Here is an 11,977-nt window from a genome sequence, read left to right as displayed (position 1 = left end):
GCCTCCCGAAGGAGTACAGGATGACCAGCATCTCCGAGATCCCGTCTCTGGACCTCGACCTCTTCACCGACGACGTCCTGACCGACCCGTTCCCCATCTATGAGCGAATCCGGAACGCCGGTCCCGTCGTCTACCTTCCGCGCTACCGGTCGTACGCGATGGGCCGGTACGCCGACGTCCGGGCGGGCCTCGCCGACTGGGAGTCCTTCAGCTCGGCCCGTGGCATCGGGCTGAACGACCTCGCGAACGAGGCCACCCAGGGAATGATCATCGCGACCGACCCGCCGGAGCATGACCAGCTGCGCGACGTCCTGGCGTCGCGGCTGTCGCCCAAGGCGATCCGGGAGCTCAAGGCCGACATCGAGCGGCGCGCGGACGAGCTCGTCGCGCCCCTCGTACGACAGGGCGCCTTCGACGCGGTCAACGACCTCGCGCGGGCCTTCCCCATCTCCATCGTCCTGGACCTGATCGGCCTGCCGCAGAACGGGCGGGACAAGGTGCTCGGCTGGGCCGACGCCGCGTTCTCGGCCAGCGGTCCGCCCGGACCGCGCACCGACGCCGCGTTCCCCCTCCTGGAGGACCAGCTCGCGTACCTGTCGAGCATCGAGCCGGACCAGCTCACCCCCGGCAGCATGGGCCGCGCCATCTACGATGCCGCGGCGGCCGGCCAGATCCGCCAGGAGTCGTGCGTCCCCCTCATGTCGGCGTACGTCACCGCCGGTCTGGACACGACGATCAACGCGATCAGCAACGCGGTCTGGTACTTCGCACACAACCCGGAGCAGTGGGACCTGGTCCGCCAGGACCCCACGCTGATCCCCTCCGCGCTCAACGAGGTGCTGCGGATCGAGTCCCCGGTGCAGTTCTTCTGCCGGGTCGCCACCCGCGAGGTCGACGTCGACGGCCTGAGGCTCGCGGCCGGGTCGCGAGTGATGATGCTGTACGCCTCGGCCAACCGCGACGAGCGCAAATGGGAGGACCCCACCCGCTTCGACGTGCGGCGCAACCCCGTGGACCACCTCGCGTTCGGGTACGGCATGCACGGCTGCGCCGGCCAGGGGCTGGCCCGCCTCGAGGGCCACTCGATCCTCGCCGCTCTGGCCCGCCGGGTCGAGAGGTTCGAGGTCGGCGCTCCGGTCCGGCGGATCAACCAGCTCATCCGCGGGCTCGACGCGTTGCCCACCACCGTGCGCCCGGTCGCCGAGACAGCCTGAAAGGTCGGAAGCAGCATCATGCGTGGAGCGTGGTTCTCCGAGCCGGGGCGGATCGAGGTCAGGGACCTCCCCGAACCCCGGATCGCGGATCCGGACGACGTCGTCGTCGACATCCGCTACGCCGGCATCTGCGGGTCCGACCTGTGGACCTTCCGGGGTCTCGTCCCGCACGGCGAGGGCGGCATCGGACACGAGTTCATCGGCCGGGTGCGCGAGGTCGGCGGCGCCGTGCGCACCCTGCGCCCTGGTGACACGGTCATCGCGCCGTTCCTGTTCTCCGACGGCGACTGCGAGGAGTGCCGGCGCGGCCTGCAGCCGCTCTGCGCGCACGCCGGGATCTGGGGCAAGGACTGGGAGGGCGCGCAGGCGCAGAGCATCCGCGTCCCCCACGCCGACGCGACCCTCGTGACGCTGCCCTGGGACGAGCCGCAGATCGACGACGACCTCGCCCGCAAGCTGATCCCGCTCTGCGACGTGTTCGCGACGGGTACGCACGGTGTCGCGCTCGCCGGCGTGGAGCGCGGCGACACGGTCGCGGTGATCGGGGACGGCGCGGTCGGCATCTCCGCCGCGATGGCCGCGGCCCGGGCCGGCGCCGACCGTGTGGTCCTGCTCGGCGAGCGGGCCGAGCGGCTGAAGGTCGCGGAGGAGGCCGGCGCTCTGACACTGCGGGTCTCGCGCGAGGAGTCGCCGGTCCCCGCGGTGCGCGAGCTGCTCGGCGGCCGCCTGCCCGACCGGGTCGTCGAATGCGTCGGCATGCAGGCGGCCTTCGACACGGCTCTCGACGTCGTACGCCCGGCCGGCTCGGTCGGCTTCGTCGGCGTCCCGCACGGCGTCGGCGCGATCCCGCCGATGCGGCTGTTCGGACGGCAGGTACGGCTCGCGGGCGGCGTCGCCCCGGCCCGGCACTACCTGCCTGGCCTGATCGACGACGTCGTGCACGGCCGCCTCGACCCCTCGCCGCTGGTCGACCGGGTGTACGACCTCGACGACCTCGCCCAAGGCTATGCCGGGATGGACGGCGGCACAGCGCTGAAGGCGATCCTCCGGACGGCCTGACCTCCGGATCCACCCCAGATTCGCGAAGTTCGCGGTGCCAGGGCGCCGACGGGCCATGCCGTCATGCCGTGGTCAGCCGGATCTCTTCTAGTCGGACCACACGAAAGGAGTCGCAGATGGCGACCAAGCCCAGGGTCATCGTCCTCGGGGCGGGGATCGGAGGTCTCACCCTGGCGCTCGAACTCCACCGGTCGGGGATCGAGTGCGTGGTGCTCGAGGCGGCCCCAGAGCTGGGCGCCCTGGGCGTCGGCATCAACCTGCTCCCGCACGCGACCAGGAACCTGGCCCGGCTCGGGTTGGAGGACGCCCTGGCCGAAGTCGCCGTGACCACACGGGAGTCGGCGTTCTTCAACCGGTTCGGCCAGTTGGTCGCCCGCGAGCCCGCCGGCAGATTCGCCGGGTACGACTGGCCGCAGCTCTCGATCCACCGGGGCGACCTGCAGCAGGTGCTGCTCGCCGCCGTGTACGACCGGCTCGGTCGCGACGCGGTGCTGCTCGACCACCGCGGGACGCACGTCACCCAGGACGAGCGGTCGGCGACCGTCCACGTCACGCACCGGGACGGCTCCGGCTCGGAGGTCGCCGGCGACGTCGTCGTCGGCGCGGACGGCGTGCACTCGGTCGTGCGCAAGCAGTTCCACAGCGGCGCGGCCCCGCACTACACGGGCTACATGATGTGGCGCGGCACCACCGTGTGGCCGCGCTTCCTCACCGGAGCCAGCATGGTGCGGGCCGGGTGGCTCGCCACCGGGAAGATGGTGATCTACCCGATCCGCGACGGCGTCAACGCCCGCGGGGACCAGTTGGTCAACTGGGTGGCCGAGGTCGAGGGCCCATCCGCGACGCACGCGACTGGAACCGCCCGGGGCTGATCGAGGACTTCATCGAGCCCTTCGCCGACTGGGCCTTCGACTGGCTGGACGTGCCGGCCATGATCCGGGCGGCCGAAGAGGTGCTGGAGTACCCCATGGTCGACCAGGACCCCCTCGACCACTGGACGGTCGGCCGGGTCACGCTCCTCGGCGACGCGGCGCACCCGATGGTGCCGCGCGGCTCCAACGGCGCGGCCCAGGCCATCCTCGACGGGCGCGTCCTGGCCGCCCGTCTGGCCGAGAGCGGCGACCCGTACCAGGCCCTGCGCGCGTACGAGACGGAGCGCCTCGCGGCAACATCCCGCGTCGTGCTGACCAACCGGGTGAACCCGCCGGACGCCCTGCTGCGGGAGGTCTACGACCGCACCGGTGACCGCCCGTTCGAACGGATCGACGACGTCATGTCCCCGGAGGAGATCAGGCGGTTCAGCGAGAGCTACCAGGCGGTCGCCGGATACTCCCACGCCGCGCTCGCCCGCCCCTGACCCCGCACATCCCGACACTCATGAGGAGTCAACGATGGACATATCCAACGCCCTCGGCGCCATGACCGGCGACAGGTACCGCCGGAGCCTCAACGACGGGCGCGAGGTGTGGCTGGCCGGCGAGCGCGTGGAGAACGTCGCCGAGCACCCCGCCTTCCGCGGCGTGGTGGACGAGTTCGCGCGGCTGTTCGACCTGCGGTTGTCCGACCCGGAGGCCCGCGATCTCAACACCTTCATCTCGCCGGAGACCGGCAACCGGGTGAGCCGCTCGTACGCGCTGCCCACCACCGCGGAGGAGCTGCGGGCGAAGTTCGCCGCGGCGGAGTGGTGGATGCGGGAGAGCTGGGGGCAGCTCGGCCGCTCGCCCGACTTCATGGCCAACGTCGTGGTCGGCCTCTACGACTACCGCGACGAACTGGAGAAGGGCCGGTCGGGCTTCGGCGCCAACGCGGTGAACTACCACCGGTACGCGATGGAGCACGACCTGGTGCTCACCCACGCCCTCGGCGACCCGCAGATCGACCGCGGCGCGAGCCCGCTCGACGACCCCGACCTGGCGTTGCGCGTGGTGGAGGAGAACGAGCGCGGTGTCGTGATCCGCGGTGCCAAGCAACTCGCCACACTCGCGCCGTTCTCGCACGAGGTCCTCGTCTACCTCAACGGCGTCACCGCCCAGCGCGGCGCCGAGGAGTTCGTCCTGTGGTTCGCGCTGCCGATGAACGCCCAAGGTCTGAAGATCCTGTGCCGTGAGCCGCTCGGCGACCACGGCAACGGCCACAGCCACCCGCTGGGACGCCGGTTCGACGAGCAGGACGCCATGCTGTTCTTCGACGACGTCGAGATCCCATGGGAGCGGCTGTTCCTCCTCGGCGACAGCATGCTCGCGGTGCGCGGCCTCAGCCGCATCAACGCCTGGAGCATGCAGAGCACCCACATCCGCTTCCACGAGCGGCTCAAGGTCTTCGTGTCCGTGGCGGCCATGATCGCCGAGAGCATCGGCGTGCACGGCTTCCGCGGCATCCAGGAGAACCTCGGAGAGCTGATCTCCTACGCCGAGACCCTGCGCCTGGGCATCGTCGGCGCGGAGGCGTCGGCCCGGTCCACTCCCGGCGGGCTGCTCGCCCCGGCGCCCAGCTACGGCCTGGGCTTCTGGTCGGCCGACGTCTCGGCCCGCGTGGTCGAGATCGTCCGCCGCATCGGCGCCTCCGGCCTGATCATGCAGCCGACCGAGGCCGACCTGGCCAACCCGGAGCTGCGGCCGTTCCTGGAGAAGTACATGCGCGGCCACGAGATCGACGTGGACCGCAAGGCACGCCTGTTCCGCATCGCCTGGGAGCTCGTCGGCGACGGGTTCGGCTCCCGCCAGGAACTCTACGAGTACCTGCACCGGGGCGACCCGGGCGCCGGACGCACCCGACTGCTGCGGACCTACGACCGCTCGGCGGTCGACAGCCGGCTCACCGAACTCGTCTCCGCCCCGCTCACCGCCTGACCCGGCGCCACGTACCCAGGAGGAACACCATGATCATCGACGTTCACGGACACGTGTCCGCCCCCGCCGAGCTGTACGCGTGGAAGGCCGGGCTGCTCTCGCACCGCGGCGCGCACGGCGGCAAGGCCCCGAAGATCAGCGACGACCAGATCCGCGCCGCGCACACCGAGCCGCACCCCAGCTTCGGCGACGTCTCCCACTTCGACCACATCGACGGCGCGGGCGTGGACGTCCAGCTCATCTCGCCCCGGCCGTACCAGATGATGCACAGCGAGCAGCCGAACAAGATCGTCCGGTGGTTCACCGAGGAGACCAACAACATCATCCACCGCTCCTGCGAGCTGTACCCCGGCCGGTTCAAGGGCGTGGCCGGGCTGCCGCAGAGCCCCGATCTGACGCCCGCGGAGTGGGTCGGCGAGCTGCGCCGCACCGTCACCGAGCTCGGCTTCGTCGGCGCGCTGCTCAACCCGGACCCGTACGAGGGCACGGCGACGCCGCCGGCGCTCGGCGACCGCTACTGGTACCCCGTTTACGAGGCGCTGTGCGAGCTGGACGTGCCCGCGCTGATCCACGCCGCGGGCTGCCGGCCCCCGGCGCGCGAGCCGTACAGCCTCCACTTCATTCAGGAGGAGACGGTCGCGATCTGGAGCCTGCTGTCGTCCGACGTGCTGCGCGACTTCCCCGACCTGAAGATCGTGGTCTCCCACGGCGGCGGGGCCGTCCCGTACCAGGCCGGCCGGTTCCTGCCGTCCGGCGTCCGGGGCGGCGGCACGCCGTACATCGAGAAGTTGCGCCGCCTCTGGTTCGACACCTGCCTCTACACCCAGGAGGCCATCGAGCTGCTGGTCCGGGTCGTCGGCGTCGACCGCTGTCTGTTCGGCACCGAGAAGCCCGGCACCGGTTCCCAGATCAACCCCGAGAACGGGCGCTGGTTCGACGACATCCACCTGCTGGTCCGCGACATCGACTGGCTTGGCGACGCCGACCGCGAGGCGATCTTCAGCGGTAACGCGAGCGCTCTGTTCCGCCTCTGAGTCCCGCAGCGCGACACCGAAGAAAGGCAGATCATGGCAAGGGTCGTAGCCGGTATCGGCACCTCACACGGTCCCCAGCTCAAGACGCCCTCGATCCGCTGGCCGGAGCGGGGCGAGGCCGACCGCCGGAGCTCCACCCTGGAGTTCCGCGGCGGCCGGTACACATTCGAGCAGCTCAAGGCCGCGCGGGAGGACTTCTCCCATGAGTGCGCGCCCAACGTCCAGGCGGAGCGGTGGGCGGCCTGCCAGCGGGCGATGGATCACCTCGGCGCTCACCTCGCCGCCGCCGAGGTGGACATCGTCGTGATCGTCAGCAGCGACCACAAAGAGGTCTACGGCGACGAGCTGCTGCCCGCGTTCGCGCTCTACTGGGGGGACGCCGTCGACCACGTGCCGTTCACCCCCGAGCAGATCGCCGCCATGCAGCCGGGTCTGGGGGAGGCGGCGCTCGGCGACGTGCCCGAGCGGACCGTCTCCCGCCCCTGCCACTCGGAGCTGGCCCTGCACCTCATCGCCTCCGTGATGGAGGACGGCTTCGACATCGCGGCGTCGCGCACCCTGCCCGCCGGGCGGTACGAGAACCACGGCATCCCGCACGGCTACGGCTTCATCTACCAGCGGATCATGGGCGAGCGGTCCCAGGTGCCGCTCGTCCCCGTCTTCATCAACACGTTCTTCGAGCCGAACCCGCCCAGCGCGCGGCGCTGCCTCGACTTCGGCCGGGCGCTTGGCCGGGCGATCACGTCCTTCCCCCGGGACCTGCGCGTCGGCGTCGTCGCGTCGGGCGGCCTGTCCCACTTCGTGATCGATGAGGACCTCGACCGGGATTTCATCCGCGCCCTGGAGACCTTCGACGAGCGGCGTCTCGCGTCCCTTCCCGCATCGGAGATGCGGTCCGGCAGCTCCGAGCTGCGCAACTGGATCGCCGTCGCCGGGATCGCCGCGGAGACCGGGTTGTCGGTGAGCTCCGTCGACTACCAGCCCTGCTACCGGACCGAGGCCGGCACGGGCAACGCCATGGGATTCGTGACCTGGTCACCCACCAGTGAGGAGTCTGACCGATGACAGAGAACACCTCCGGCGCGGCGAGCGAGGTCTCCCGGCTCCGCGCCCTCGACTCGTGCGCGATCTCCGACGCGCTCGACACGCTCGGCCTGCCCGGGGCGGTGACAGGCCTGCGGCCTATGTGGCCCGCGACCCGCGTCATGGCAGGTGTCGTACGGACCGTCAAGGCGGCGCCCAAGTCCGCCGCCGGCCCGACCACCCACATCGCCACCCCGCTCGTGGCCAAGGCGGACCGCGACGACGTGGTCGTCATCGACAACCACGGACGAGTCGACGTCTCCTGCTGGGGAGGGTTGCTCGCCGAGGCCGCCGCCCAGCGCGGGGTCGCCGGCGTCATCGTCGACGGCGCCTGCCGTGACGTGCAGGACTGCGAGAACGTGGACCTTCCCGTGTTCGCCCGCGCCGCCGTGCCCGTCAGCGCCCGCGGCCGGATCGTCCAGGAGGACATGGACGTGCCGATCCAGGTCGGCACGGTCCGGGTGAACCCCGGCGACCTCGTGATCGCCGACCGCAACGGCGTCGCGTTCGTCGCCAGGGCCGAGATCGCGCGGGTGCTGGAGCTCGCCGAGCGCATCGCGGCCCGCGAGCTCGACATGGCGCGGGCCGTCCGCTCCGGCCGCGACGTCATCGACGTCATGCACGACTCCCAGTTCCCGACCATCACCGCGGAGGCGGCCTCATGACCGGCACCGTCGACGAGCGGCTCGCCCGCTTCTCCACCGCCACCATCTCCGACGCCCTGGACCGGCTCGGCCGTACGGGCAGCCTGCTGGGCCTCGCGCCGCTCGGCCCCGGGCAGCGCATGGCCGGCCGCGCGTACACGATCAGGTACGTGTCGGCGAGCACGCCGCCCGGCACCGTCGGCGACTACCTGGACGACGTGCCTGCGGGCGGGGTGGTCGTGCTGGACAACGACGGCAGGACCGACTGCACCGTGTGGGGCGACATCCTCACCGCGGTCGCGAACGCCCGCGGAATCGCCGGAACCGTCATCGACGGCGTGTGCCGCGACGTGCACCGGGCGCTCGACCTCGCGTACCCGATCTACAGTCGCGGCCGGTTCATGCGCACCGGAAAGGACCGCGTCGAGGTCGCGGAGGTGCAGGGACCGGTGAACATCGGCGGGGTGCAGGTCCGCCCCGGAGACCTGCTCATCGGCGACCAGGACGGCGTCGTCGCCGTGCCGCAGGACTGCGAGGAGCAGGTGCTCGCGGTGGCGGAGGAGATCGCCGAGCGCGAGGACGGGATTCTGCGCATGGCGCTGGCCGGTTCTTCTATCGCCGAGGCCCGTGCCGCGTACGGCTACCACAACCTGCAGCGGAAGGCGTGATCATGACCAGTGAGCTGCTGGAGATGGGGGCGGCGACGCTGTTCGAGGCGTCCGGCCTGAGCTGCGACCTCGACCCGGCGTTCCGCCCGGCGTGGGCCGGAGCCCGGCTCGCCGGCTGGGCGTTGCCCGTCCAGGCCGCGGCGGGGGACAACCTCCCCCTGCACTGGGCCCTGGAGGAGGCCGAGCCCGGTGACGTCCTCGTGGTCGACGCGGGCGGCGCGCCGTTCGGCTACTGGGGGGAGGTCCTCGCGGTCGCCGCCCAGGCGCGCGGCGTCGTCGGCCTGGTGATCGACGGCGGGGTGCGCGACACGGACCGCATGCGCGCCATCGGGTTCCCGGCGTTCAGCACGTCCGTGGCGATCCGAGGGACCGGCAAGGAGTGGCCCGGCACCGTCGGCTCTCCCGTCATCATGCGGGGCCGGGTGGTCAACCGCGGCGACCTGGTCGTGGCGGATGAGGACGGGATCGTCGTACTCCCCTCCGCCTCCGTGGACGACGTCGTGGCGGCGGCCCGGCGGCGGGCCGCCAAGGAGGACGCGTACATGGCCCGGCTGCGGGACGGGGAGCTCACCCTCGACCTGTACGGACTCCGCCCGCTCGGACGTCCGGTGGTCACGTCATGACCGCGGACACCGCGTCCGGCGTCGCGGCTGACGTCTCGGTGAACACGGCCGCGGCGTTCCGGCGGGCGGCGGGCCGGTTCGCCTCCGGCGTGACGGTGGTGGCGACCCGCAACGGCGAGCACCTCTATGGCATCACCGCCACCTCGTTCGTCTCGCTCTCGCTGAACCCCCTGCTGGTCGCCGTATCGATCAACGCCCACAGCCCCTTCCTCGACGAGGTGGAGGCGGCGGGCTGCTTCTCGATCAGTGTGCTGGCGAGCGGGCAGCGCGACGTGTCGCAGTACTTCTCCACTCGGGGCCGCGGCCGGGCCGAGGGCGCGTTTCCCGGTGTCATCACCGCCCCGGAGCGGACCGGCGCCCCCGTCGTTTCCGGCTGCCTGAGCTGGTTCGACACCCGGCTGCATGCCATCCTCCCCGGCGGCGACCACCGGATCCTGATCGGGGAGGTGGTCGCGGCGGGCGGGACCGAGGGCGACCCGCTGCTGTACTGGGCGGGCGGCTACCGGCGGCTCGACCCCGACGACGAGGGCACCCCCGACGGCCGGATCGAGGAGTTCGCCGACGCCCTGTCCGCGCAACTGCACGAAGGCGGGCTGTCGCCCGATGAGCTGATCGAGGCGCAGCGTGCCCTCGAACCGGCCGCGGCCGAACTGGCGGCGTTCCGCCGGCTCCCTGACGGGCTGACCGCGCTGAGGGAGGCCCTCGACGAGGCTCGCCGTGCCGCACCGGCGCCCGACCTGTTCACCGCCGAGTCCGTGCGGTTCCATGCGGCGCTGGGCATGGCCAGCGGCAACCCCGCCATCGCGGCCTCGCTGCAGTCGCTCGCCCGCTCGCGCCACGCCCACTACTCGGCGGGGACGAGCCCGCAGGCGACCGAGCGGACCCTGGCCGCCCATCAGGAGATCTACGACGCCATCGCCGCGGGCGACGCCGTACGCGCCCGCGACGCGATGGCGCGGCACCTGACCGTGGTGCACCGGCGCCTGTGCCCCCCGAGTGAGGAGTCCTGACATGTCCGGCGATGGCTTCTCCGGGTCGTCCACATCGAGGCGGTGACGGCCCGGGACGGCCCGAACGCACACCCGAGCTCGACGTCCTCTACCGGTCGTTCGAGCAGGAGCTGCTCGTGCCGCCATGAACCGAGATCGGCGACCCAGTGAGGCGGCCGGCGAATCTCGGCCCGGCTCGTTCCCGGAGCCGGGCCGTGAAGCACCCGTCCGTGAATCCCGGCGCTGAACCGCCCGGCCGAGGCCGGGCGCGGGCTACGGGCGGTCGGCCGGGGCGCGGTGGTCGCCGGCGCGCAGCGCCGCGATGAACCACTCGAAAGCGGGCACTTTCGACGGGAACGGCGGCCGTCCGTTGATCATTCCCGCGAGCTGCCAGTACCGCTCCACCGACCGGTCCGTGAACGTCTCCAACTCATCGGCGAGCCTGACGCGCTCGTCGACGGGCATATCCGGGTCGATCAGGCCGTCCAGGATCGCTCCGGCCCGCTCGGACTCGGGTGCGACGCCCGAGTCGAGCGCCTCGCAGGCCCGCTCCAGGACCATCTGCGGGTCGAACGGCGGTTGCCAGGGCTCCGCGGGATTCTCGGCGGCGGCCACCATCATCTGGCGTACGCGCTGCCGGAACCCCGGGTCGCTCATGAGTTCAGTGAGCTCCACCCACGCGTCGACCTGTTGCGTCGTCGGATCGTCGGGTAGCTCGACCACGCTCTGGGCCATCGTATGGGCGATCCGCGCGCCGAATGATTCAGGGTCGGCTCCGTCGCACACCTCGCCGATGAACGCGCCGACGATGCGCTGCCGTTCCTGTGTGGACAGGCGTGCGAGCTTGTGCATGGTCCTCATCTCCTCTGGTGGGTTGTCACGTTCGGCCATCGACCGCAGCACCGCACGACGTATGCGAAGGATCCTGATCTCGGCGTCGAGGGCGGCGACGTGGGTGCGGGCCACTTCCGCGACGGTGGCCCGGTCGGAGAGGACCCGCTGGACGGTTGGCAGATCGATTCCGAGGTCGCGCAGTGTCGCCACCAGCTCCAGACGGGCCACCGCCTCCGGCGCGTAGAGCCGGTAACCGCCGGCGCTCCGCGCGCTGGGCGGGATGAGGCCGATGTCGGACCAGAAGCGGATGGTGCGGACCGGCACCTTCGTCCGTTTCGATAGCTGTCCGATGGTCAGCGGCTCCGTGCTGTCGTCCACTCCGACAGCCTGGACCCTCCAGCGACTGGAGAGTCAAGCCGACCCCGACGGGTTGAGTCTCCAGCGGCTGGAATTCCTAGCGTTCACCCGAAACACGTTCCAGTGAAGGGATGAACGATGCCACCGAAGCGGAGGCTTCACGAGGCGACCATCCAGCTCGAGGCGGGCAACGCCGCCGTGGCCGAGCTCGGGAAGGTGCTCGGCCCGACAGGGGCGAACATCGTCGCCGTCAAGCGGGAGTACGACGAGGCGACGGCCGCGCAGCGCGGCCAGGTCGTGCCCGTGGTGGTGACCGTGTTCGACGACAGGTCCGTGGCGTTGCGGTACAAGACGCCTCCGACCTCGTTCCTGATCCGGCAGGCGCTGGGGGCGAAGGGGTCGGCGCGTCCCGGTCACATCCGGGCCGGAAGCCTGACCTCCACCCAGCTCCGGAGCATCGCCGAACGCAAGCTCCCCGACCTGAACACGACGGACGTCGAGACGGCCATGAGGATCATCGCCGGCACCGCCCGTTCGATGGGCGTGACGATCGAGGGGGGATGAGCGGTCGCGCCCGGGCGGGCGGGAGCGCCGATCCCGCCGCCCCGCGAACGGGACCGGGA

The 11,977-nt window shown here is 71.5% G+C and carries 13 protein-coding genes; 12 read left to right on the top strand and 1 reads right to left on the bottom strand.

What is annotated here, in order from left to right; all coding sequences use genetic code 11:
- The first annotated feature begins 20 nt into the window (after positions 1-20).
- From AWQ70_RS24275 to AWQ70_RS24230, 11 genes are all read left to right on the top strand, one after another.
- Complete coding sequence (locus AWQ70_RS24275) at positions 21-1,214, top strand: cytochrome P450 (protein WP_067180113.1); 1,194 nt, start codon at positions 21-23, stop codon at positions 1,212-1,214.
- 18 nt (positions 1,215-1,232) lie between these two features.
- Entirely contained in the window at positions 1,233-2,273 is a 1,041-nt protein-coding gene (locus AWQ70_RS24270) for an alcohol dehydrogenase catalytic domain-containing protein (protein ID WP_067180110.1), read from the top strand.
- A gap of 116 nt (positions 2,274-2,389) precedes the next feature.
- Positions 2,390-3,145, top strand: coding sequence for an FAD-dependent monooxygenase (locus tag AWQ70_RS40655; RefSeq protein ID WP_218004640.1), 756 nt, complete (start codon positions 2,390-2,392; stop codon positions 3,143-3,145).
- Between the two features lie 59 nt (positions 3,146-3,204).
- A complete protein-coding gene (locus AWQ70_RS40650; protein WP_245647134.1) occupies positions 3,205-3,630 on the top strand; it encodes an FAD-dependent monooxygenase in 426 nt (141 codons plus the stop codon).
- Between the two features lie 34 nt (positions 3,631-3,664).
- A complete protein-coding gene (locus AWQ70_RS24260; protein ID WP_067180107.1) occupies positions 3,665-5,122 on the top strand; it encodes a 4-hydroxyphenylacetate 3-hydroxylase family protein in 1,458 nt (485 codons plus the stop codon).
- Between the two features lie 29 nt (positions 5,123-5,151).
- The gene (locus AWQ70_RS24255) at positions 5,152-6,156 is read left to right on the top strand and encodes an amidohydrolase family protein (RefSeq protein ID WP_067180104.1); all 1,005 of its coding nucleotides are present in this window, start codon (positions 5,152-5,154) and stop codon (positions 6,154-6,156) included.
- A 33-nt stretch (positions 6,157-6,189) separates the two neighbouring features.
- A complete protein-coding gene (locus AWQ70_RS24250) occupies positions 6,190-7,221 on the top strand; it encodes a DODA-type extradiol aromatic ring-opening family dioxygenase (RefSeq protein WP_067180101.1) in 1,032 nt (343 codons plus the stop codon).
- Entirely contained in the window at positions 7,218-7,904 is a 687-nt protein-coding gene (locus AWQ70_RS24245; protein WP_067180098.1) for an RraA family protein, read from the top strand. Before AWQ70_RS24250 ends, AWQ70_RS24245 begins: the two co-directional genes overlap by 4 nt.
- Positions 7,901-8,551: an RraA family protein gene (locus AWQ70_RS24240; protein ID WP_067180095.1), complete on the top strand. Its 651-nt coding sequence runs from the start codon at positions 7,901-7,903 to the stop codon at positions 8,549-8,551. The genes AWQ70_RS24245 and AWQ70_RS24240 overlap by 4 nt, the downstream gene beginning before the upstream one ends.
- A gap of 2 nt (positions 8,552-8,553) precedes the next feature.
- Entirely contained in the window at positions 8,554-9,174 is a 621-nt protein-coding gene (locus AWQ70_RS24235) for a 4-carboxy-4-hydroxy-2-oxoadipate aldolase/oxaloacetate decarboxylase (protein ID WP_067180092.1), read from the top strand.
- The gene (locus AWQ70_RS24230; RefSeq protein WP_067180089.1) at positions 9,171-10,184 is read left to right on the top strand and encodes a flavin reductase; all 1,014 of its coding nucleotides are present in this window, start codon (positions 9,171-9,173) and stop codon (positions 10,182-10,184) included. Before AWQ70_RS24235 ends, AWQ70_RS24230 begins: the two co-directional genes overlap by 4 nt.
- Before the next feature lie 252 nt (positions 10,185-10,436).
- Here the strand turns inward: AWQ70_RS24230 and AWQ70_RS24225 are convergent, their stop codons facing one another.
- Positions 10,437-11,375: a helix-turn-helix domain-containing protein gene (locus AWQ70_RS24225; protein WP_067180086.1), complete on the bottom strand. Its 939-nt coding sequence runs from the start codon at positions 11,373-11,375 to the stop codon at positions 10,437-10,439.
- 117 nt (positions 11,376-11,492) lie between these two features.
- On the opposite strand from AWQ70_RS24225, the gene AWQ70_RS24220 reads away from it, so the two are divergent.
- On the top strand, positions 11,493-11,918 hold the full coding sequence (locus tag AWQ70_RS24220; RefSeq protein ID WP_067180083.1) for an uL11 family ribosomal protein: 426 nt from the start codon (positions 11,493-11,495) through the stop codon (positions 11,916-11,918).
- The last annotated feature ends 59 nt before the right edge of the window (positions 11,919-11,977 follow it).

Origin of the sequence: Microtetraspora niveoalba, from assembly GCF_001570405.1 — a bacterium.
GTDB classification, from domain to species: Bacteria; Actinomycetota; Actinomycetes; order Streptosporangiales; family Streptosporangiaceae; genus Microtetraspora; species Microtetraspora niveoalba.
This window is presented reverse-complemented; position numbering and strand designations above follow the sequence as displayed.